At 46.3% G+C, this 24,214-nt stretch carries 15 protein-coding genes and 3 tRNA genes; 5 read left to right on the plus strand and 13 right to left on the minus strand.

Annotation, left to right across the window (positions count from 1 at the left end; translation table 11 throughout):
* Positions 1–87 precede the first annotated feature (87 nt).
* From ACZM60_RS07465 to ACZM60_RS07505, 9 genes are all read right to left on the minus strand, one after another.
* Positions 88–162, minus strand: a tRNA-Pro gene (locus ACZM60_RS07465).
* A gap of 45 nt (positions 163–207) precedes the next feature.
* Positions 208–282: transfer RNA gene (locus ACZM60_RS07470), tRNA-Pro, on the minus strand.
* Positions 283–329: 47 nt separating this feature from the next.
* Positions 330–404: transfer RNA gene (locus ACZM60_RS07475), tRNA-Pro, on the minus strand.
* A 357-nt stretch (positions 405–761) separates the two neighbouring features.
* Positions 762–1,391: an HAD family hydrolase gene (locus tag ACZM60_RS07480; protein ID WP_418586315.1), complete on the minus strand. Its 630-nt coding sequence runs from the start codon at positions 1,389–1,391 to the stop codon at positions 762–764.
* 21 nt (positions 1,392–1,412) lie between these two features.
* Positions 1,413–3,539, minus strand: coding sequence for a dipeptidyl-peptidase Dpp5 (dpp5, locus tag ACZM60_RS07485; RefSeq protein WP_489521181.1), 2,127 nt, complete (start codon positions 3,537–3,539; stop codon positions 1,413–1,415).
* Positions 3,540–3,860: 321 nt separating this feature from the next.
* Positions 3,861–4,292 (minus strand): hypothetical protein, encoded by a 432-nt coding sequence (locus ACZM60_RS07490; RefSeq protein ID WP_021970989.1) that lies wholly within the window; start codon positions 4,290–4,292, stop codon positions 3,861–3,863.
* 111 nt (positions 4,293–4,403) lie between these two features.
* The gene (locus tag ACZM60_RS07495; protein WP_489521182.1) at positions 4,404–5,741 is read right to left on the minus strand and encodes an MATE family efflux transporter; all 1,338 of its coding nucleotides are present in this window, start codon (positions 5,739–5,741) and stop codon (positions 4,404–4,406) included.
* A gap of 17 nt (positions 5,742–5,758) precedes the next feature.
* A complete protein-coding gene (locus ACZM60_RS07500; protein WP_489521183.1) occupies positions 5,759–6,247 on the minus strand; it encodes a pyridoxamine 5'-phosphate oxidase family protein in 489 nt (162 codons plus the stop codon).
* A gap of 140 nt (positions 6,248–6,387) precedes the next feature.
* A complete protein-coding gene (locus ACZM60_RS07505; RefSeq protein WP_489521184.1) occupies positions 6,388–7,563 on the minus strand; it encodes an iron-containing alcohol dehydrogenase in 1,176 nt (391 codons plus the stop codon).
* Between the two features lie 122 nt (positions 7,564–7,685).
* Here ACZM60_RS07505 and ACZM60_RS07510 point away from each other — a divergent pair, with 122 nt between their 5' ends.
* On the plus strand, positions 7,686–9,353 hold the full coding sequence (locus ACZM60_RS07510) for a formate--tetrahydrofolate ligase (RefSeq protein WP_489521185.1): 1,668 nt from the start codon (positions 7,686–7,688) through the stop codon (positions 9,351–9,353).
* 137 nt (positions 9,354–9,490) lie between these two features.
* Here ACZM60_RS07510 and ACZM60_RS07515 read toward each other — a convergent pair whose 3' ends face one another.
* From ACZM60_RS07515 to ACZM60_RS07530, 4 genes are all read right to left on the minus strand, one after another.
* The gene (locus ACZM60_RS07515) at positions 9,491–11,062 is read right to left on the minus strand and encodes an arylsulfatase (protein WP_489521186.1); all 1,572 of its coding nucleotides are present in this window, start codon (positions 11,060–11,062) and stop codon (positions 9,491–9,493) included.
* A 156-nt stretch (positions 11,063–11,218) separates the two neighbouring features.
* Positions 11,219–14,092, minus strand: a complete 2,874-nt coding sequence (locus tag ACZM60_RS07520) for a PD-(D/E)XK nuclease family protein (RefSeq protein WP_489521187.1) — start codon at positions 14,090–14,092, stop codon at positions 11,219–11,221.
* A 22-nt stretch (positions 14,093–14,114) separates the two neighbouring features.
* Entirely contained in the window at positions 14,115–17,357 is a 3,243-nt protein-coding gene (locus tag ACZM60_RS07525; RefSeq protein ID WP_489521188.1) for a UvrD-helicase domain-containing protein, read from the minus strand.
* 148 nt (positions 17,358–17,505) lie between these two features.
* Positions 17,506–19,170, minus strand: a complete 1,665-nt coding sequence (locus ACZM60_RS07530; protein ID WP_489521189.1) for an AMP-binding protein — start codon at positions 19,168–19,170, stop codon at positions 17,506–17,508.
* 153 nt (positions 19,171–19,323) lie between these two features.
* On the opposite strand from ACZM60_RS07530, the gene ACZM60_RS07535 reads away from it, so the two are divergent.
* Genes ACZM60_RS07535 through ACZM60_RS07550 form a run of 4 tightly spaced genes read left to right on the plus strand, consistent with a single transcriptional unit; the run spans position 19,324 to position 23,664 of the window.
* Positions 19,324–19,629, plus strand: coding sequence for a DUF4286 family protein (locus tag ACZM60_RS07535; protein ID WP_489521190.1), 306 nt, complete (start codon positions 19,324–19,326; stop codon positions 19,627–19,629).
* Entirely contained in the window at positions 19,626–20,195 is a 570-nt protein-coding gene (ruvC, locus tag ACZM60_RS07540) for a crossover junction endodeoxyribonuclease RuvC (RefSeq protein ID WP_021970999.1), read from the plus strand. The genes ACZM60_RS07535 and ruvC overlap by 4 nt, the downstream gene beginning before the upstream one ends.
* Positions 20,196–20,202: 7 nt before the next feature.
* Positions 20,203–22,203: a type I pullulanase gene (gene pulA / locus ACZM60_RS07545; RefSeq protein WP_021971000.1), complete on the plus strand. Its 2,001-nt coding sequence runs from the start codon at positions 20,203–20,205 to the stop codon at positions 22,201–22,203.
* A 9-nt stretch (positions 22,204–22,212) separates the two neighbouring features.
* Positions 22,213–23,664 carry an ATP-binding cassette domain-containing protein gene (locus tag ACZM60_RS07550; protein WP_021971001.1) on the plus strand — a complete coding sequence of 484 codons (1,452 nt, stop codon included), beginning with the start codon at positions 22,213–22,215 and terminating at the stop codon, positions 23,662–23,664.
* Positions 23,665–24,214: the final 550 nt, after the last annotated feature.

The raw sequence follows: 24,214 nt of genomic DNA on the forward strand, positions 1-24,214 counted from the left end.
AATGGGATAAGAGATAGATGTTAGTAATAAAAAAATAAATGCTGATAATTAAAACCTTTAAGTTGTTTAATTACCAACATTTATTTGTCGGGGTAGCGGGATTCGAACCCACGACCCCCTGCTCCCAAAGCAGGTGCGCTAACCGGACTGCGCTACACCCCGAACTTATTTTCTCAAAACAGTTATTAAAGATCTTTCTTTTCTTCGTCGGGGTAGCGGGATTCGAACCCACGACCCCCTGCTCCCAAAGCAGGTGCGCTAACCGGACTGCGCTACACCCCGAACTTGTTTTCTTTAAACAGTTATTAAAGATCTTTTTCTTTTCTTCGTCGGGGTAGCGGGATTCGAACCCACGACCCCCTGCTCCCAAAGCAGGTGCGCTAACCGGACTGCGCTACACCCCGAAGAAGTGCTTTTCCTCAAAAGCGATGCAAAGGTAGTGCTTTGAAATGTAATATGCAAGTGTTTTGATATCTTTTTTTGAAAATTCAAATCGGCTTTTGAGCCTTTGTGGCATTGTTTTTTGGGGTAACATCCTTTATATCCGACTGATACGTTGGGAACTGACGGTGTCTTTTAGGGTATTGGAAATTACCGTTTTGTATATTTCTTTTCCCTTGTTTTCGAAAGGTGCAGCCGCTATTACCGGTTCTGATGCTTTATTTATTTTTATTGTGGGCATCATTTCTTGTTCTTGGAGGTATAAAAAAACAGAGATTCTACCTCGGAGAGGCAGAATCTCTGCTTTTCTGTGATATGTATTATTTCAATTCAGCAAGTAACTGGTTTAACTCATCCCGCCAGTCGCTCCCGTTTTGAGGCTGAAAGGTATGCATGCCTAAGTCGCGTCCCGCTGCAACGTTCGACGCTCCGTCGTCGACAAACAGGGTTTCCTGCGGCTGTATTTTACTATCGGTTAGCATGAATTCAAATATACGTCGGTCGGGCTTCGTACAGCCTATCTGATAGGAAAGATATAACTTCTCGAAATAAGCTGTCAGCGGCTTTTTTTCTGAAGAAAAACGTTCGCTGCATGCCCATCCCATGACGTACGGATTCGTATTGCTGAGTACATATAGTTTGTAGCCTTTCTGTCTTAATTCTTCCAGACAGTGCAGTTTCCGTATATCTACACCGGTAAAGAACCCTAACCATGCCTGCTGTACTTCCTCCCACGTTAACGTCCGTCCGCACAATTTGCCCAGCTCATTGCGGTAGGCTTCTTCAGTAAGTGTACCTTCTTCCAGTTCCTGAAAAATACCGGTCTGGTGATATTTGTCGAGGATGCGGTCGGCGTCTGTCACTCCCAGACGGATAAAAGCCTTTACGGCCTGCTCGCGGTCGATATCGGCAATTACCCCTCCGAAGTCGAATACAATATTCTTAATCATTTCGGTTTGTTTTACCATAAATTACTTGTTTGCCGGTTTCAGCCATTTATCCAGCCATGCAAAGAAGGTACGTTGCCACAAAATACCGTTCTGCGGTTTCAGTACCCAGTGATTCTCGTCGGGGAAGATAAGTAACTGTGCCGGAACTCCTCTCAGTTTGGCGGCGTTGAAGGCAGCCATTCCCTGTGAAGCTAAGATGCGGTAATCTTTTTCTCCGTGAATGCAGAGGATTGGAGTATCCCATTTGTCAACAAACAGGTGGGGAGAGTTGGCATAACTGCGCTGTACCGCTGGGTTGTTTTTCTCCCAGTATGCGCCTCCCAGGTCCCAGTTCGTGAACCAAAGTTCTTCTGTTTCCAGATATTGTTGTTCCATGTTGAAGAAACCATCGTGAGCGATAAAGGCTTTGAAGCGTTTGTTGTGATGACCTGCCAACCAGTATACCGAATAACCTCCAAAGCTGGCTCCCACACATCCCAGATGATCCTTGTCGACATACGGTTCTTTGGCGATGTCATCGATGGCACTCAGGTAGTCGTCCATGCAGTGACCTCCGTAGTTGGTACTGATTTCTTCCAGCCATTCCATGCCGAATCCCGGCAGACCGCGGCGGTTAGGAGCAATGACAATGTAATCGTTGGCTGCCATGATTTGCAGGTTCCAGCGGTAGCTCCAGAACTGGCTTACCGGACTTTGAGGACCGCCCTCGCAGAACAGCAGGGTAGGATATTTCTTGTTCGGGTCGAAGTTGGCAGGATAAACTACCCACGAAAGCATGTCTTTTCCGTCGACGGTCTTGGTCCAGCGTGCTTCCACCTTACCCATCTTCAACTGGCTGAAGATATGATCGTTTTCCTTCGTGATGCGGGTTACGGTGTTTTTCTTTTTCAGATCGACTGCAAACAGCTCGTCTGCTTCGCTGATGGAGTGACGTTTGGTAAGCAACTGCTTGTTGTTCAGCATGGCAACCGAGGTATAATCGTACATGCCGTCGGTGAGCTGCTTAACCTCTCCCTTCAGGTTGGTACTGTGAATCATGCTGGTAGCATGCCATACACCCACGAAATACAATGTCTTTCCGTCGGGAGCCCAGCAATAGTCGTCTACACCCGACTGGAAGGCTTCGGTTACGTATGTCTTTACTCCGCTTTTCAGGTTCATCACACACAGACGGTTGCGGTCGCTTTCATAGCCGTCGCGCTCCATGCTCTGCCAGGCAATGCTCTTTCCGTCGGGAGAGAATTTCGGATTGGTATCGTAACCCAGGTTTTTGTCAGTAGCATCTTCCTTGCACAGGTTACGGGTTTCACCGTTTTCTGTATTATAAAGGTAGATATCCGAGTCTGTCGATACGGAATATTCCAGACCGGTTTTCTTACGGCAGGTATAGGCAATCTGCTTGGAATCGTTGCTCCACGCCAGTTGTTCGATGCCGCCGAACGGTTTCATCGGCGATTCATAAGGTTCATTTTTCAGGATATCTGTAGCAGTTCCTACCTGATTGCCGTCGAATGCAGCCACAAAAGGATGCGGAATGCTTTCCACCCATTCGTCCCAATGCTTGTACATCAGGTCGTTGATAACCTTTCCGCTTGCCTTGTCCAGGTCGGGATACAGGTCGGATGTACGTTCGCCGTATTTCACTTGCGCGATAAACAGCACCTTGCTTTCGTCGGGTGAGAACTTGAAGCCATCGATACCTCCTTCGTAAGATGAAAGTTGCTTGCGTTCACTGCCGTCGGGGTTCATTTCCCACAACTGCATGCTTCCGCTGGCAGCACTCAGAAAGGCAATCTTGCTGCCGCCCTTGATCCATGCCGGTTCCACCTCACTGTCGGCAGTAGTAGTCAGCAACAGGTTATTCGTGCCGTCGGCATTCATTACGTAGATAACGGTGTGACTTTTATTTTCCTTTACACTATAGTAAGAAACGGTATATGCAATCTGCTTTCCGTCGGGCGATACGCTTGAACTTCCGATACGTCCCATAGCCCATAGTGCCTCGGGAGTCAGTTTCTTGTCCTTGATTCTGATTTCTTGTTTGCCGATGACAGGCTTGTCGGCATCAGCCGGAGTGGCGGCATTGACATAGCCCGATGCTGCAAACATCATGGCTGCCGTCATTGTCATAAGGTCTGTTTTCTTCATGATTATTGAATTTAATTTTTTTCGGGAAACAAAGATACTCATTTTCTCTGCTACATACGGCAGACGCAATAGATAAAGTTCGGAGTGAAAGAAATTCTTCTTTGTTGAATATCCTCAGAGATGTAAAGACGCCTCAGCACATTTTCTGAAAGACCTGCCGGACATACTGATTGTTTTTGTACAAAAAATAAAAAGTTCTGTACAAAAACACAATATGATTTGTACAAAAAATAAAGGAACTCCCCGTTCCGTTTTCCAAACTTTCGGCAGTTTCAGTAAAACAGACGGGGAGAATTAGAGAGAGAGAAACATAAGTAGTTTTTATTTCCCGATGAAATAGGCCGGGTAGTTATCCAGCAGGCAGTTCAGTTGATTGCCTCCCATCTGAATATTGTCCATGTATGAATATCGGTTGCCATAGTTGAGGCGGATGCTTGTATAACTGCTGTTCCACCAGTCCCATGCGAAGTTCAGCGTAGATTCCTGACGGTTTCCGTAGCGGTCTTGCGAGTACAGATAATCTATTCCTGTATTATCCGGATAGAAACGAAGTTCCTGATAGTAATAAACATCGTATTCGTCGGTCCACTCGTCCGTCCAGATACGGCTGCATAAATAGTCGGTAGTTTCGCGATAATCATTTGTCCCATTTCCGAATTCAATGCCTAATCCTACATAGTCGCACGAGTTTAATGTAAATATTAAAGACAGCATTGCTGCTATATAGTAAAGTTTACGTTTTATTGTTTTCATAACTTCCTCCTTTTGTTTTGATATGACAAAGATAATCCGGGAATGTGATATGCACAATTGTTTTTTCCTAATCGTAAAGAGGAATATTCCTATTTGCAATAGGGGAATTCCTTAGATACGTTTATGCTGCCAGTTGAACTTTTTGATATACAGATAACTGGCTACTCCTATGCACACGGCATACAGATGCTCGGCAGTCCAGCATACGGCTACATCGGCTTTCATGCCCATGATGACAATCAGAATGTAGATGATGTACAGGGCAAGTGCTATCATTTCGAGGATGAAGGCAGCACGGGTATTGCCTGTTCCGGATACCGACTGGAAATAAATGAAGCCGGGGATGCTGACCAGATAAGTGGAACACAGTACCCACAGGGTGGGAATGCTGGCATTTATCAGGTCGGGGATATCGGTATAAATGCGCAGTACCGGTGAAGGGAACAGGGAGATAAGTCCGACCATCGGGATCACGATGCAGGCACACAGCCGGATGTGCTGACTGATCAGGGCGGGAACCTGACGGCTGTGTCCGGCTCCTATCTGGTTGCTGACCAGGGAACTGCAAGTCGAGGCGAAGGCGGTGACCGTCATAAACGGGACACTCGATACGCTGCGTATGATATTGGATATGGCAAGCGGACGTTCTCCAAGGTGTTCGATAAAGATAAAGAACAGGAACCAGGTGGAAAGTGAAATAAAGTTCTGTACCATGGTCCATAGTGAAATGTGCATGATTTGCGACAGTTCACGGGTGCGAAAACCCGGAATATGATTCAGTCCGTACTTGCGGAAGTCGATCTTTTTGTATGTATATCCGATGAAGAACAGCACCGATACCAGTTCGGCAAGTGATGAACCAATAGCAGCTCCGGCAATTCCCATGGCAGGAAAGCCAAATTTGCCGAATATCAACGTGTAGTTGAATACTATGTTTGCCAGTACCATGTCAACAGAGTTCAGCGTGAGTGTGCGGGTTTGTGTGGTTCCGACAAAGAAAGCTCTGAACATGGCACCTATAAAGGAAAAGAAAAATCCGTATACTCGCCAGCGGATATAGTCGGTGGCTGCTCCGACAATGTGGTCGGAAGCGACCAGCACACCCAGTATTTGCTCTGAAAAGAGTTGAGAGAGTGTAAATATTACCAGACTCATCAGCATGAGGAAGTAAATGCCCTGATAGAAAATGTTTCCGATGGCACGGTAGTTGCCTTCTCCGTTGCGGCGGGCTATCAGTATCTGAGAACCGATGGTAAATCCGAATCCGATCATAAAAATAGCCAGATAGTATACGCCTGCTATGGCAGAAGCTCCCAGCTCGATTTCGCCTACGCGTCCGAGAAAGGCTGTATCGGTGATGCCGATCATTTGTTCCATGAGCAGGCTGATCAGAATGGGATAGGCTATCAGCCATATTTCTTTATAAGTATAGCTTGTTGTTGACTTCATGCTTGGCTTGGATGGTGTTAGAAACGGTTCTTGCTTTTGCCGCTGATTTCTTCAATGTCGAGGCGGATAATCTCTGTACGGTGGAATGATTTCTCGGCATATTTCATCCCTTTTATCTTGTCATCGGGGCAGTATTTGCTCAGAAACAGGGAAAGAGCCGACATGCGTTCGGCTTCGTGAAGGCCGTGGTGTGCCGTACAGCGGAGTACGATGCTTTCGTAGGCTGTCGTAAATTCTCCGGGGATGACTTTGGTACGTCCTATCACGCAGAATGATACGTTGGGACAGGCGTCAATGCAGGTCAGCTTTCTGCCTACCGGGGCACAGTGTATGTAGATGGAGTTTCCTCTGTCCCATACATAGCTGAGGGGGATTCCATAAGCGCCGTCGCCGTTTTCGGTGCGCATGGAAAGTATTCCGTATTCTCCTTCTTTCAGTATTTCGAATGAACGGGTTTCGTTCAGCAGTCTGTCCTGACGGCGGACTTGAGTGTTGTTGAATTCCATAATGTAGATGTATTTACTGATAGGTATAAATTTATTTATGTGAATGATGAAGCAAAAAACAGGCGGATTAACACTGAACTTGTATTGAACAATGATTAATCCGTCTGATATATAGGATATAGAAAGCCTTTCGGAAGCGGTTATCGGTTGGCTATCTCATAGATTTCGCGGCTTGCCCGACTGTCAAGACGTACATAATTGCCTGCTATCTGACCTTTGTCTTCGTGGAATTTTCTTACCAGCAAGTCGATGTCGGGATGTTCTATACCCAGTTCCTTGAAGGAAACAGGCATACCGATGCTATGCAGGAAAGCCTTGAAGCGTGAAATACCTTCCAGTGCAACTGCTTGCAAGTCATCCGATGCCGGCACGTCCCATACACGAGTTGCAAATTGAGCCACCTTCCCCGCATTGTGTTTCGCTGCATAAGTCAGCCATGCCGGGAAAATAACAGCCAGTCCGGCACCGTGGGTTACATTGTAAATGGCACTGATTTCGTGTTCCAGACCGTGTGAGGCCCAGTCTTCTTCGCAGCCTACTCCGCAGGTACCGTTGTGTGCTACGGTTCCCGCCCACATGATGTTGGCGCGTGCATCGTAATTCTCCGGTTCTGCCATTACGCGAGGTGCTTCGGTAATGATTGCTTTCAGTACACCTTCACACATGCGGTCGGCTATTTCTACTCCCGGAGTATTGCTGAAGTAACGTTCCATGATGTGTGCCATCATGTCGGTGATGCCGCTGGCTGTCTGCCAGGCGGGCAGAGTATAAGTAAGTTCCGGATTCATGACGGCAAAAGCCGGACGGAGGATAGCGGGAGTGTGTAGACCCAGTTTTCTCAAGCCGTCGAGTTTGGTAATAACGGCATTGCCGGAGCCTTCACTTCCCGCTGCGGGAATTGTCAGTACCACCCCGATGGGCAGTCCCGCCTGAGGCACGGATTTGCCGATGAAAAAGTCCCAGAAGTCGCCTTCGTAAGGAATACCTATGGCAATAGCCTTTGCTGTATCGATAACAGAACCTCCACCTACCGGCAGTATGAAGTCAACTTGTTCCTTGCGTCCCAGCTCGATGCCTTCGTATACTTTCGGGTCGGTAGGATTAGGCTGTACACCTCCCAGTTCGGCATAAGCGACTTTTGCCTCATCCAGCGAGTGCTTTACCTTGTCCAGCAGTCCGCTTCGTACTACCGAGCCGCCTCCATACACAATTAAGGCCTTCGTGCCGTGATATTTTCTGACCAATGTTCCTGTTTGTGTTTCTGTTGCTCTTCCGAATACAAATTCAGTCGGGCTGTAAAAGGTGAAATTATTCATAAATTTAGCTCCTTTTTCTTTAATTTGATTTTTATTGTGTTAGAGTGTTTCTATTCGTGAAACGTGATACTGCAAAGTTATGGAATTTTTCTTATCTTTGCGCTCTCATTTTCAAAATCACTATGAAATCAGATATCGAAATAGCGCGCAGTATTGAACTGACAAAGATTAAGCAGGTAGCACGTGATTATGATATACCTGTAGAAGAAATCCATAATTATGGACGTTATATCGCAAAAGTTCCAGAAACTTTGATCGATGAGGAAAAAGTAAAGAACAGCAACCTTATTCTGGTGACGGCTATTACACCGACCAAGGCGGGTATCGGAAAAACTACCGTGTCAATTGGTCTGGCACTGGGCTTGACTCGTATCGGAAAGAAGGCAATCTGTGCCCTTCGCGAGCCTTCACTGGGCCCTTGCTTTGGTATGAAGGGTGGAGCTGCCGGAGGCGGATATGCTCAGGTATTGCCGATGGATAAGATTAACCTGCACTTTACAGGCGATTTTCATGCGATCACTTCGGCACACAACATGATTGCTGCTTTGCTGGACAACTATATGTATCAGAATCAGGATAACGGTTTTGCACTGAAAGAGGTGTTGTGGAACCGTGTGCTTGATGTGAACGACCGTGGATTGCGTTATATCATTACCGGACTGGGCGGCAAATCGAACGGTATCACTCGTGAGTCGAGCTTCGATATTACACCGGCTTCGGAAATTATGGCTATTCTCTGTCTGGCAAAGGATGAAGACGATCTGCGTCGCCGTATCGAGAATATTTTGCTGGGCTTCACAATCGACAACAAACCTTTTACCGTAAAAGATCTGGGTGTAGCAGGGGCGATTACTGTATTGCTGAAGGATGCGATTGCTCCGAACTTGGTTCAGACTACGGAACATACGGCTGCTTTCGTACATGGTGGTCCGTTTGCTAACATTGCTCATGGATGTAATTCGGTAATGGCTACCAAACTGGCCATGACTTTCGGTGACTATGTGATTACGGAAGCTGGATTCGGTGCTGATCTGGGTGCTGAAAAATTCTATGATATCAAATGCCGCAAGTCGGGATTGCAGCCTAAGCTGACTGTTATCGTAGCGACTGCACAGGGACTGAAAATGCATGGCGGTGTAAGTCTTGACCAGATAAAGGAACCGAATGCAGAGGGACTGGTAAAGGGACTGGCAAATCTCGACAAGCATATCGAGAACCTTCGTTCTTTCGGTCAGACGGTAGTTGTTGCTTTCAACCGTTATGCAAACGATACGGAAGAAGAAATTGATCTGGTTCGTCAGCATTGTGCGGAACTGGGAGTAGGCTTTGCCGTGAACAATGCCTTTGTAGAAGGTGGTGCTGGAGCAGTAGAACTGGCTAACTTGGTAGTAGATACCATCGAAAAACAGCCTTCAGAACCGTTACGTCTGGCATACAGTGACGATGATTCTGTAGAAGAAAAGATTTCGAAGGTAGCATGCAACTTGTATGGCGCCAATATGATTACTTATAGTGCAGCAGCCAGAAAGAAACTGAAACGTATTCAAGAGCTTGGTTACGGACATTTCCCTATCTGTATCGCTAAGACACAATATTCATTCTCTACCGATCCGAAACTGTATGGAGTAGTGAAAGATTTTGAATTCCATGTGCGTGATATTGTATTGAATGCTGGAGCTGAGATGCTGGTTATTATTGCCGGTGAAATAATGCGTATGCCGGGACTGCCGAAAGAACCGCAGGCATTGCATATTGATATAGTAAATGGTGAAATAGAAGGCTTGTCTTAAAGACAGTTTTTCTTTTTCTACATTATAAGATACGGAAAGAGGTATCAGAAAAAAACAAATCGTGCAGGCTTTCAGGTCTGCACGATTTGTCTTTTCTGCTTCGTACTGGATGGGCTTTTATATGCCGATGGAAGTTGTTACTGATTTCCTTTCTGATAAGGGTTCTTCTTGTGATAGAAATTGATTCGTTCTGTCCATTTCCGGTTTTCCAGAGGAAAGACTTTATGGGTGTTGGCCCAGTCGATCCATTTAGCCTCTAGTTCTTCTACTTTTTCGGGGTATTTTTCTGCAAGATCATTGGTTTCGAATGGATCAGTAGCTAGATTGATCAGTTCCCATTGGCTGTCTCTGTCGGCTTTTACCAATTTCCAGTTGCCATCTATAATGGCGCAGGAACTTTGATGTTCGAAATATAAAGTTCTTGGCTCAAGAGTTTTTCCTTGTGAAGCTGGAAGCAGGCTGGTTCCCGGCAGGTCAGCATGAGCAAACGTCTTGGGGTATGTTACCTTTCCCAAAGCCATGCATGTTGGCATGACATCGATGATATGTGCAGGCTGGTGACAGATTTCCCCTTTCATCTTATTTTTCTTCTTGTCGCCATAGGTAAGGATGAACGGAGTACTGGTACCTCCTTGGAAAACCCACTTCTTATAACTCCGATAAGGCGTATTCGATAAGTCAGACATTAATTGTCCGATGAATCCGCCTTCATCGGTAGCACCATTGTCGCTCAGGAAGAGAAAGACGGTATTCTCGTACATTCCTTTCTTCTTTATTTCGTCGACCAGCTTGCCGATGCCTTCGTCCATGATTTCAATCATGGCAGCATAGGTGGCCATATCGTTTATCCATTTCTCCTGTTGCTGAGGCGTCAGGTCTTCCCATGCCGGACGTTTGCCGCCAAATTCTTTGTTGAATATCGGAAGTTCCAGACTATCGGGTATCAGTCCGATGCTCTTTTGCTTTTCGAATCGTTGCTTGCGTAAGACATCATATCCTGCTTTATAACGGTCGACGCACTTTTTTACATATTCGGCTGGTGCTTGCAGTGGCAGGTGAGGCGCATAATGGGCTACGTATAAGAACATCGGTTTCCGACTATCGTGCGCATGTACAAAGCTAACGGCCGAGTCGGTGATGGCTTTGGTGTAATAATAGTCATCGGGAAAATCGGTGATTTTTTCCAGATTATTGTAGACCGGATTGGGTTTGTAGTAACTTCCTCCTCCATGCAGGCAGCCATAGTATTTGTCGAAACCTCGTTGTACAGGATAACTTCCGTTAGGAGCATCGTAGCCGCCAGTTGTCGTTACGTGCCATTTTCCGCTCATGTATGTGGAGTATCCGCCGGCTTTCATCACTTCGGCGATGGTCGGATATGCTTTATCTAATTGTCCTCTGTAACCGGGACGGTGTTCGTCCACTTCAGCCATCCAGCCCATTCCCACTTCATGCTGGTATCTGCCTGTCAGCAGAGCAGCCCGGCTTGGACAGCTTCGTCCAGTGTTTTTAAATTGACTGAAGCGTACTCCTTCCTGAGCAAGCTTATCTATATTCGGCGTCTGGATTTCACTTCCGTAACATCCTAAGTCGGAAAAACCCATGTCATCGCAAAGAATAAGAACAATGTTGGGAGATTGAGGGGACTGGGCGTTGACATATTGACTGACGCCGCATACGGCAATAGGGATGAATAATAGTTTGTTCATTGTAGTATTAGTTTAGCGCGGTGAAGATAAATAGAATAAAATCTAATTCATGCAGGTTTTATTTTTTTTTCTATGATAATTTAGACTTTTAAATAGCGGCAGGGAATTTCGGCGTCCTATAGGGAATGCCAAAATTCCCTGCCACTGAATCTGTCTTTATTTCTTACAAAGTGCCTTGAAATCACAATAGGCGCATTTGTCTTCTATATCGGTCTGGGTGAAAGAAACATGGGGATTGAAGATTGTTTCCAGTAATTCATTCAGGTGTTTCCGGAACTCTTCTTCGTATTTCGCAAAATCTTCTACAGATTCTTTCGGCTTGCGGGGTTCTCCTATCTGGATAATCGGAGAATAATTTTCCGAAGCAGCCCGATGAATATATAGCAAGGCGGGGGCTACCCGTCGGTCGTCGTTTTTCTCTCTCAATATCTTGCAGACAATAGATGCATAAAGAAAAGTTTGGAAAACATAGTTCGAGCGCTTTTTATCTGGGATAAAGAGCGAAGCGATGTTAGCAGGAATATCAGCATTTCCTCCTGTCTTATAGTCCACAATCCGCAGGGTTCCGTCTTTTGTATCTATACGGTCGATGATACCTCCTATGCGCGACTGGATTGTTCCATTCGGACATTGTATGCTGACCTGCTCGAAAACGGGGCGTTCGGACCCCACGAAGGTGAATGGGGTATGTCCCAAATCGTTCCGGAGAAGCTGCTGGATATACTTCAGGATAACGGCTGAATTGATAAGTTGAATGCCGTTATATTCGGGTTGTTCATCCAGTGGCAGATTGAAGAACAGCTCCTTGAATCCATTGTCTACATAGGTTTGCAGGCGGACTTCATCTTTCAGCAGTGCATTAAGGTCCTCTTCGGTTATCAGTTTTCCGTGTGCTGTAAGGTCTTTGTAGATATGTTCTGCTGCATAATGGAAGATACTACCGAACTTGGCTGAGTCGATGTCGGCGGTAACTTCGTCGGGGGCGCTGAGTTGTGCTACATATTTATAGTAGAATTTCAGCGGGCAGTCGAGGTAACAGTTCAGGGCCGATGGCGAAATGATAGCCTTCGGGTTACTCTGAAGGTCGAATACCTTCTTCATTCGCTCCATGATATCGGGCGTTTTCTCGATGGTTATAGGGGTAGAACCCTGCGGGGACTGCTCAGCTTCCAGTTGCTTACGCTGTATGGGATGTCCCCATTCTATCAGGAACTGGAGCATGAAGCGTGATAGCTCTCCGCGGTTGATACCGTCGGTAGCGGTATTGTATACCAGCGTTACCTTCTCGGCTCGTTGCAGCAAACGATAGAAATAATAAGCATAAACGGCTATTTTATGGTCGATGGTCGTCATGCCAAAAGCCTTTCGTAAGTTGTAAGGGATGAAAGAGGAATCACCTCCTGCTTTAGGCAACTGCCCTTCGTTGACGGAAAGCAGGATGAGATGACGGAAGTCGAGGTTACGTGTTTCCAGTACACCCATGACTTGCATACCGATAGCTGGCTCTCCGTGAAAAGGAATGCTCGATGAAGACATGACACGGGTGAGCAAGCGCTGGAAGGTACCTGCCTGTACATTCAGTTCCTTGCTCTCAATCAGTGTGTGGAAGCGGTTGACCAATGTATAGGTTTTGAATAATGATTCACGGTACAGTTGGTCGAATGCATCGGAATGTGAGGCTGCCTGTTGCTGGTAAATTACGGCTACTTCCTTCAAAGCTTCCGACAGCATGCAGCATAGGTCGAGGTTGTTTCTACGCGGAGTAAACAACAGTTCCAGTACTTCGTCTTGTTTCAGTTCCGAAGGGAGCGGGTAGAAACGGTTGTCGCGGGTGAGAATTTGTTCCAGTTTCTCGGCTTCGGGTGACAACTGGCGGGTATACGGATGCTTCAGTACACTGATAACTTCCGCAAACAAATAGCGTCCGTTGTTTGGATTATAACCCGAAGTATGAAGTTCCAACAAGGCATTGACGAAACTGTATGCGGGAGTCTGCGAAAGCGGAAAGCCCATTGTGATATTGATATGCTTCACATTGTCCGGCAAAGAATGCAGCACGGGCTGAAGCAGTGCTTCGTTGCATAGAACAACGGCCGTTTCTTTCTCCTCTGGGGTAAGGTTTTCCCGAATCCATTGGGGCAAATATCGTACTTGTCCGTTCTCGGTCGGTGATTCAATGAAGGTTATATCTTTAGGCTGGCTCAGGTTGTTGAAGCAGGAAACTGGCAGTTCCGACGGAAAATCCCGCAGGTTGCGGCGGATAAATTCTCCGGCTTCGTGAGGTATCTTGTTGAGGTAAAATGTATCGTAATCCCAGTAAAACAGAGCCTTTCCGGCTTCATTCAGTTTTTTGAACAGAGTATGTTCTACCTTATTCAGTACATTAAATCCTACAAATATATATTTGTTGTAGGGGAGAGTTTCCACATCCAGTTGTTCTATTACCTGTCGGTACAGCATTCCTTCGTATGCAACCGACTGGCTTTCCAGCAGTGTCTTGTATTCCGTATAGATGTCGCCCAGCACATCCCATAGAGAGATGAAACGTTGCTTCAGTTCTGTTACCTGGTCGATGGAAAAATTGTGGAAGAACTGACTCAGCGCTTCCTTTTGTCCTTCCTCCAGAAAATCGTAGTTATCCATCAGTTCATTCAAGTCTTTCAGGTTGCTGAAGAGCGCTTTTGTATCGGCCATGTTCTTGTCTGCGTCGTCGAAATCGGCGATAAGCATCTCTCCCCAGAAGTAGAAATCATCGAGTGTTTCTTTGCTTCCGGTGGCCTTCTGAAAAACTTTGTAAAGGTCGCAGACCAGTTTTATCGGGTCGGCAATAGTTAAGTCGGACGACTGACGGAACAATTCGCTGATGCTGACGTAGGTGGGCGACCAGATAGGACGGTCGCTTTCCTGAGCCAGATATTCATTGAAGAACAGGCTTGCACGCTTGTTCGGGAATACGATTGCTACTTTTGTGAAGTCGCCTTCGGTCTTTTTATATAAATCGTGTGCTACTTGTTTCAAAAATGTTTCCATATATCCAGATGGCTTTTATCGTTTATTTAACCTCTTCCAGTTCGTTGGCGAATACATACCACAGATATCCGCTTATCTGTTCATATCCCATAGCGGACAAAAGATTCATATATTCGCGGACTTGCTGGCGGTAACCGTCTTTGGGCTTGCCAAACTTGAAGTCTACTACCACTACTTGTCCGTTTTTCATCATGACGCGGTCCGGACGACGGGTTTGCATGACGCCCTCTTCATCGGTATAGATAATGCTGCATTCATTGTACAGTTCCCATTCTCCACTATACCAGTCTTTCACTTTCGGATTGCCCAGTGCCCATTGAGCCAGCTTCTGAATTTGTTTTTCCTGTTCGGACGACTCCAGTATTCCTTCGAAACGCAGTCGTTCGATAGCTTGGGGCAAATCTCCTTCCTGCCGGATGGAGGCGAAAAGATTATGCAAAAGTTGTCCCTGACGGATGTAACGTCCCGTTTCGTCATCATCTTCCTCTCCTCGGATAAAGTCGGCAGAGCGGTTGGACTGTTTGAATTCTATTTCCGTTTCTATCGATTCGATATGTATCGGAATATTTTCGGGCTGTACGGCAAGCGGGTTTTCCGTTGCTTTTTTCTTTGTTTCCTCCGACAAGCAGAGTTCTCCGTATTCATATATATCGGTAGCGTCTTCATCGGTACCTTCCTGAGCCTCGATGTCACGGCTGGAAGTAGCGTTCATCGTTAACTTAATGTGCGGCAACGCTTCCAGAAGCAGTTCGGAAACGGTTCCTTTCTGCTTGGCCTTTCCCCATACAATGAGGTTTTTGCAGGCACGGGTAAAGGCAACATACAGCAGATTCAGATTGTCTACCCAAAGTTGAAGACGCTCTTCCAGGTAACTGTCGCGGTAGACCGACTCGGCCATTGCTCCCGAATAGTTGACCGGAACAATATCCAGTTCGTTGAAGGGTGGGAGGTCTGTATTCTTTCCCGTACCTGCTACCGAACACCAAATCAGGTGACTGTTTGTTTCGTTCTCCATTTTCCAGTCGCAGAAAGGTATCAGAACCGTATGATACTCCAGCCCTTTCGATTTATGGATAGACAGAATCCGGATACCTTCTATCTCTCCGGAAGGGATAGTCTTTTCGTGAAGTCGCTCGTCCCAGAACGAGATAAAGGCCGTCAGTTCCGATGAGTTATTCTGCATATACTCTGTCACTGCATCGTAGAAGGCGCAGATATAAGCATCTTGTTTCTCGATACGTTGCATATCGAACAGAACAAATAGTTTCTCCAGCAGTTCGTACAAGGGCATTAATCTCAATTCTTCCTGCTGAAGGACAAAGCCTGCCGGAAGATAATGCTCTATCTGATTCAGTAAAACTGTATTTAAGTCGATATTCTGTTGCAGTACTTCGCGTTGATAGGCTACGGCAAGCCTTGCCTGAGCAATGCGGTCGTCGGGCGAAGTAAGGTAACGCAAGCCATCTATCATCATGCAGATGGCAAGCGAAGCGTCCAGACGGAAAGCCTCGTCCGATACAATCCGGTAAGGCGTATGCTTGTCGAAATAGTCGGCAATGGCAGGAATGGTTTTGTTTTTACGAACCAAAATAGCAATATCGTTTGTGCGTACTCCCTGAGTTATCAGAGAATCTACTTCGGATGCCAGTTTCTCCAGCATGGTGTCGGCATACGGATGCTCTTTTTCGTCGGTGAGGAAGGATAGTTTTACGTAGCCCTTTTCTTCCTTTTTTGCAGTTTGCTGACACACGTCGCTGTAGGCATGCTGGAGCTGGATGCAAGGCTCTTCCATTTCTTCTTCGTACCGCTTGTTCAGCACTTCGCAAGCTGCTGTAAATATTTCGTTGTTGAAGTGAATGATACGTGCCTCACTTCGCCAGTTGGTTCCGAGCGTACATTCACGTACGCGCAAGGTCTTGTCCGCGTTCAGTCCCGCAAGAATTTTCCAGTCGCCGTTTCTCCAGCGGTAGATGCTCTGCTTGATATCGCCTACGATGAGGCTGCCTTCCTTTTGTGCAAGGCTTTCTTCGAGCAACAAATGGAAGTTTTCCCACTGCATGCGTGAGGTGTCCTGAAATTCGTCAATCATAACCGTATCAATGGTTGTGCCGATCTTTTCGTATACAAACGAAGCATCTCCTTCGCGAATCAGTCCGTGAAGCAGGGCATTGGTGTCCGAAAGCAGGAAACGGTTGTGCATCTGATTTTGCAAACGTACTTCTTCGTCGATGTTGGCAAGCAGACGAAGGTTGTTCAGATAGCGCAGAGAAAGGTCACAGGAATTTACCAGCATATTATTCTTGGGGCGGAAATCTTCTGCTGTTTTCAGCAGGGGAATCAGCTCACTGGCTGCCAGCGAACGGATCGTATCACGGTAAACGGAAGTTCTTGTAGTCCAGTTGTCCTCACTTTCCAGACATTTCTCTACGGTTGCGTTGCGCACTTCGCTTCCTAAAGAGCCGTTGCCTATCTTATTGAAATAGCTTCCGATACCTCGGGCACCGTTCTTCAGGTCGGTAGGTGTCAGTCCGTTTACATCCAGTACGCCGAGGAACTGCTCGTTGAATCCTTTCATTTCTTCCAGTGCCTCTGTACGGATATCTTGTAATTGCTTACGGTATGTCGGGATAAAAGAAGGGTCGGCCAGCTTTTTCCTCAGTCCGGCACCTTTTTCCACGTAGCCTTCATCGAAAATGTTTCGCCCGAATCCTTTGATTTCGTTCGATACATTCCATCGTTTATCATCGGCAATACGTTCTTCTATGTATTCCAATAACCAGTAAAGTACTGGCGAGCGTCGGTCCAAATTCTCAATCATGGCATCTACCGCGTCGGAAAGTACGTCCGCATTGTTCAGTTCGATGGACATATTGGCACCCAGCTCCAGTTCGCGGGCGAGGTTACGCATGACCGACTGAAAGAATGAGTCGATGGTTTCTATCCGGAATCGGCTATAGTCGTGGATGATGTTTGTCAGAGCTTCACGTGCTGCACGGCGTATCTCGGCTTCGCTTTTTGACGTCGCTTTCAACAACTCTGCCAGATAACTGTCCGAACTTTTCAGTCCGCAGGCAAGTCCGAAGAGCTGTTCCAGAATACGTTTTTTCATCTCGGCCGTAGCTTTGTTGGTAAATGTTACGGCAAGAATACGTCGGTACGCATGCGTGTCTTCAATAAGTTGTTTGATATATTGTACGGCAAGGGTGAATGTTTTTCCTGAACCTGCCGAAGCTTTGTAGACAAGTAATTGTGGATAGTCTGTCATTTTTTTACATTGTTTCCTGTTCGTAGAAACAAAGATAGGAAAAAGAAATAACAGATGGAGAAAAGAGCAAGTGAAAGTAAAAAAACGTGCCGACGTTTTAAGTAAAATCCGGGCGGATTTAAAGGAAAACGTCGGCACGTTTGAATGATTATTCCTTGATGTCCTGATACAGGAAACGTTTGATGCTTTTCTTAGCCGTCTTTTCAAACTCTTCGGGGTAGAGCTTGATGCGGGTGATTTGTGAGTAGGCAGGGAGCATTTTGTTAAGCTCTGTGCGGTTGACTTCTATAGCAGCTTCCAGCGCTTTCTTGTCCATGCCCTGAGCAAAGGCCTCTTCGTTATCCGGATAAACCAGCGCAATCAGCTTATCGCCGGATAGAAGAACCAGCGATTCGTTTACGAAAGGCATGTTGTTCAAGCGGGCTTCTATCTCTTCCGGATAGATATTTTGTCCCGAAGCAGTCAGCAGCATGTTCTTGCATCGTCCCTTTATAAAGATATTTCCTTCTGCATCTTTTATAGCCATGTCGCCGGTGTGCAGCCAGCCGTCACAGTCGATAGCTTGTGCCGTAGCCTCTTCATTTTTGTAGTAGCCCAGCATGACATTCATTCCCCGGCATACCAGTTCGCCCGGAATGCGTTCCGGATCGGAGGAAAGAACCTTTGTTTCCATATTCGAAACCGTCTTTCCGCACGAAGTATATAAGATTTCATCCCAGCGGCTGTGGCAGATAAGCGGAGCAGCTTCCGTCATGCCATAAGCAATGGTGTACGGAAAGTTGATTTTTCGTAAGAAGGCTTCCACTTCCGGATTGAAGGGTGCGCCGCCAATTACAATCTCAATAAAGTTTCCTCCGAATACTTCCATTGCATGGATGCGTATTTGTTCCTTTATCTTGTCGCTGATGATAGGCAGGTTCAGTAACAGCTTACCCAGCTTGTTGTCAACTTTCGGCAGAATGTTTTTCTTGAAAATCTTCTCGACGATAAGCGGAACACAGGCAATGACACGCGGACGGATTTCGGCAAACGACTCAGCGATGATTTTGGGTGAAGGCATGCGTGTAAGGAACCACAGATGTGCTCCTACGGTAACGCCATACAGAAAATCGAAAACCAGACCGAAAATATGTCCCAACGGTAACATTGATACAACATTGTCGCCGGGATGCAGATTGACTTTTTTATGGATATGTTCGATGTTTGATATAATACTGCGATAAGGAAGCATTACTCCTTTGGAATATCCTGTCGTGCCTGAAGTATAATTGATGACGGCCAGTTCTTCAGCCCCTTCGCGGCGGTACGAAACATTTTCCGCACGGAAACGGCACGGATAGCGCTTGCCGAACTCTTCATTCAAGTGCTCACGCGCATAAGTCAGTTGTTCCGAACGTGAAACTATCAGATCAAAATTCTTCAGTTCGATGATACCTTCCAGATGAGGCATAGCAGCTTCATTGAAGTTCTCCCATACCTGATCGCCCACAAACAGCATGCGAGCTTCTGAATGATTTACTATATTATGTACGTTATCTGCTTTAAATTCGTGAAGGATGGGTACAGCCACTGCTCCGTAGGTAATGACACCGAGAAAGGTTGCAGTCCAGTTGGCACTGTTTCTGCCGCAAAGTGCTATTTTATCTCCTCTCTTTATGCCTGCATGTTCCAGCAGAATATGCATTTTTTCTATTTTGCGTGCCACATCTTTGTATTGTAGAGTGGCTCCCTTGTAGTCTGTCATTGCATCCAGATTCCAGTTTTTACGGATGCTTTCTTCTATAAGTTGTATTAAACTGTTTGTTGTTTCCATTGTTTCATTGCACACTAATCGTGTTAATGTGCGCAAAAGTAATAAAAGTTGCCCGAACAACTGGTATAATCGCGGAATTATTTTCCCCGCCGGGAACGATAATAGGCGATAATTACTAACTTTGCGGATAAAAACACCATTAATATATTAAGTATGTTGATTTATAATACAACTTTTCATGTAGAGATAAACGATGCGAGAAACTTCGTTATTTGGTTGAATGAATATTATATTCCCGAGGTAGAGAAGTCGGGCGAACTGCGTAATCCCCGTATCTTGCGAATATTAAGTCATAAGGAACAAGACAGCGAATGCTTTTCCTTGCAGTGGAAAGTGGAAGACAGTGCTGCCCTTCATCACTGGCATACCAAGCAAGGAGCGCATCTGAACGAAGAAATGATGAAAGTGTTCAAGGATAAAATTGTTGGTTTCCCTACATTGATGGAGGTAATCAGGTGATACAACCCGTAAAGGAAAAGATTATTCTGGGCATAGATCCCGGTACAAACATCATGGGATATGGGGTATTGAAAGTAACGGGAGTAAAGCCACAAGTGATGACGCTGGGAGTAATCGACCTGAGAAAATGCAGTGACCCCTACCTGAAGCTGAAGCATATTTACGAGCGGGTGCAAGGTATCATCAGTTCTTATCTGCCCGACGAACTGGCCATCGAGGCTCCTTTCTTTGGGAAAAACGTTCAGTCGATGCTGAAGCTGGGACGAGCACAGGGTGTTGCCATTGTAGCAGCCTTGTGCAGAGATATTCCCGTTACGGAGTATGCTCCACTGAAGATAAAGATGGCGATAACCGGAAACGGTCAGGCCAGCAAGGAACAGGTTGCGGATATGCTGAAACGCATGCTGCATATTCCCGATTCGGAGATGGGACCTTTTATGGATGCTACCGATGCGTTGGGAGCTGCATATTGTCATTACCTGCAAATGGGGCGGCCGTCTATGCCAAAAGCTTATTCCAGTTGGAAAGACTATATACAGAAAAACCCCGATAAAGTGAAAAAATAAAAGAACAATGAATGTAAAACACCTTATAGCTATGTTGACCATTGCAACGACAGTTGGCTGCAATCCTATCCAACGAAGTTCATACGATTCCTTCGACGACTACCCCGTATACGAGGGAAAATGGGAGGAAATGGTATATTCATCGGCCGAAACCCGCTTTTCTCTGTGGGCTCCTACGGCTCAGGAAGTACGTGTCCTGTTATATGAACAGGGACAAGGAGGGGCAGCTTACCGGATGATCGGCATGCAACAGGCGTCCGACGGAATGTGGCAGGCTGTGGTGAGCGGCGACTTGAAAGGACGCTTCTATACATTCAATGTAAAGATAGACGATGTGTGGCAGGGAGATACTCCCGGTCTCATGGCGAAAGCTGTAGGTGTGAACGGCGACCGTGCTGCCATTGTCGACATGAAAGAAACCAATCCACAAGGGTGGGAAAAGGATACCCGTCCGCCTCTGAAGAGTTTCTCCGATATCATTATTTATGAAATGCACCATCGTGACTTTTCTATCGATACGATATCGGGTATCAAGAATCGTGGAAAGTTTCTGGCTCTGACAGAAGACAGTACACATACTTATCTGGGAGAGAAAACTGGTATCGACCATCTGAAAGAACTGGGGATAACTCATGTACATTTGTTGCCTTCGTTCGATTTCTCGTCGGTCGATGAGACCAAGCTCAACAAGCCGCAGTATAACTGGGGATATGATCCGAAGAATTATAATGTTCCCGAAGGTTCGTATTCCACCGACCCGTATAAACCCGATGTGCGCATCCGCGAGTTTAAACAGATGGTAATGGCGTTGCATCGGGCGGGCATCCGGGTGATTATGGATGTCGTGTATAATCATACGGCACTGACGAGGGGAAGTAATTTTGAACGTACTGTACCCGGATATTTTTACCGTCACGAAGACGACGGAAAGTTTGCCGATGCTTCCGGATGCGGCAACGAAACGGCAAGCGAACGTGCTATGATGCGTAAGTTTATGATTGAGTCGGTATGCTACTGGGCGCAGGAATATCATGTTGACGGCTTCCGCTTCGACCTGATGGGGATACACGATATTGTTACCATGAAGGAAATCCGCAAGGCACTCGATGCGATAGATCCTACCATATTTATATATGGAGAAGGATGGGCATCGAAGTCTCCAAAGTTGCCTGAAGCCGAACTTGCCATGAAAAACAATATCTATCAGATGCCCGGTATTGCAGCTTTCAGCGATGAGTTCCGCGACAGTCTGCGCGGCCCGTTCGGAAATGACGACAAGGGTGCCTTCATAATCGGACGTCCGGGACATGAAATAGGAGTGAAGTTCGGTATTGTAGGAGGAATCGCTCATCCGCAGATTAATAACGATTCGGTACGCCGTGTACCCAAGATATGGGCAAATACTCCTTCTCAGTTCATCAGTTATGTAAGTTGCCACGACGATTTGTGTCTGACCGACCGGTTGAAGGTGACACTTCCCGGAGCTTCTATACCGGAACTGAAGGCGTTACAGAAACTGGCGGAAACGGCTGTGTTCACTTCACAGGGCGTTCCTTTCATTTTTGCTGGCGACGAACTGTTGCGCGACAAAAAAGGAGTTGCCAATTCCTATAATCAGCCGGACAAAATCAATGCAATCGACTGGCGGAACAAGACGACGTACCGTGAAGTGTTCGATTATGTCAGAGGATTGATCAGTATGCGTAAGGCACATCCGGCTTTCCGTATGGGAAGTCCTGAGCTGATTCGCAAGCATCTTGAGTTTATTTATGTACCGGCCACCAATGTCGTGGCTTTCCGTATCAAGGGAAGTCCCTGCGGAGATAAGTGGCTGAATACAATAGTAGTGCTGAATGCACGTACAGAACCGATAAAGGTTAATATTCCCGAAGGTAAATATTGGATAGCATGCCGAGACGGAAAGATTGATCTGGTGCTGGGACTGGGAATCATTGCCGGAAACCAGATTACGGTCAGCCCGCGGTCGGCCATGATTATCCATCAGTAATATACAACAATGCAAAATATCATTACAATTAAAGACGGGGTGACCAGACACCCTCTGTATCGGTTGAAAGAACCGATCAACCTACAAATAGCCAAGGGAGAACATGTGGCTATCGTAGGAGCGAACGGGGCCGGCAAAAGTTTGCTGGTCGATACCATAATCGGACGTTATCCGCTCTTGATGAACGAAGTGGAGTATGATTTTTCTCCTTCCGACTCGAATCTGGTATGCGACAATATCAAGTACATTACTTTCCGCGATTCGTATGGCGATGCCGACGGGACATATTATTACCAACAGCGCTGGAATTCGCAGGATTTGGACGAAACTCCCGTGGTGCGCGACCTGTTGCCTGCGTGCAAGAATGAAGAACTGCGGAAGGTGCTTTACGATCTGTTTGGCGTAGAAGCCATGCTCGACAAGCACATCATCCTTTTGTCCAGTGGGGAACTGCGCAAGTTCCAGCTTACCAAAACGCTGCTGACCAATCCGCGTGTGCTGATTATGGATAATCCGTTTATCGGGCTTGATGCCAAGACACGCGACCTGCTGCATACTTTGTTGCGTAAACTGACGGAAGTAACGCCTTTGCAGGTCATATTGGTCTTGTCGAAAACAGACGACATCCCGACGTTTATCACCCATGTTATTCCTGTAGCCGACCGCACCTGCGGAAAGAAGATGACGCTTCAGGAGTATTTGTCCGTGCGCGAAACGGTGCCTGCCCATGTACTGCCCGAAGAAAAATATCAGCGTATCCTCGATTTACCTTATTCCGATAACTTGTATCACGCCGAACACATTGTCGATTTGAACAAAGTAAGCATCCGTTACGGAGAACGTACCATCTTGAAAGATCTCGACTGGACGGTACTTTGCGGCGAAAAATGGGCACTGAGTGGCGATAACGGTGCCGGAAAGTCGACATTGCTCAGTCTGGTCTGCGCAGACAATCCGCAGAGTTATGCCTGCGATATATCCCTGTTCGGGCGCAAACGAGGCAGCGGAGAAAGTATCTGGGAGATAAAGAAACACATCGGATACGTAAGTCCGGAAATGCACCGTGCCTATCTGAAGAACCTGCCTGCCATTGATATTGTAGCAAGCGGGTTGCATGATTCCATCGGGCTGTATAAGAAAACGCGTGAAGAAGACCGTGCCGTATGCGAATGGTGGATGGATATCTTTGGCGTAAAGGAATTGAAGGACCGGAATTTCCTGCAACTTTCCAGCGGCGAACAACGCATGGTACTGCTTGCAAGAGCCTTTGTGAAGGATCCCGAACTGCTCATTCTGGACGAGCCGCTGCACGGACTTGACATGCACAACCGCCGTATGGTGAAGGATGTGATCGAAGCCTTCTGCAAGCGTAAGGACAAAACCTTGATCATGGTCACACACTATAAGGAAGAGCTTCCGGCATGTATTGACCATAGCTTGTATCTGGTACGAAATCATTAATGGTCATGGCCTCATACGCCCTTCTCTCTCGGTCAAACGACAGAGTCGTCGGGGAGGGCGTATGCGGTGGCCTGCCCGACGACTCTGCATCTGTTCCACGATGCCTGCCCGCCCTTTAAAAATTTCCGAAGACGTTCCCCCTGTTTTTTGTACAAATTCTTTTTTGTTTTGTACAAACTTTATTGTTTTTTGTACAAAAACATTAGAAAACCTGCCCGCCTTTTTTCGTCAGCACGCTGTTGTTTCTTTTACTTTCTCTTGACAAACTGGTACGAATAAACCGATAGCTGGATATACCTCTGTACATCGTTTGTCAGCTTTGTAAAAGCAAATGAAGGTAAAATCTGCTGAAAAATGTTTTTGGCTTTTCGTTTCTTTCCGTATATTTGTTGTAATCTGAAGTATCTTATTTGATTATCAACGCTTTGTAGAAAACTCGCATGAGAACTGGCAACGGATAAGAAAATTCCAAGCTGTTTAGAATCACTATATTCCTCATGCTTTCAAATAACTCTTTTTTCTTGATGCAAAGGTAGCATTTTTTCGTGAT

Source organism: Phocaeicola sp., assembly GCF_057861905.1.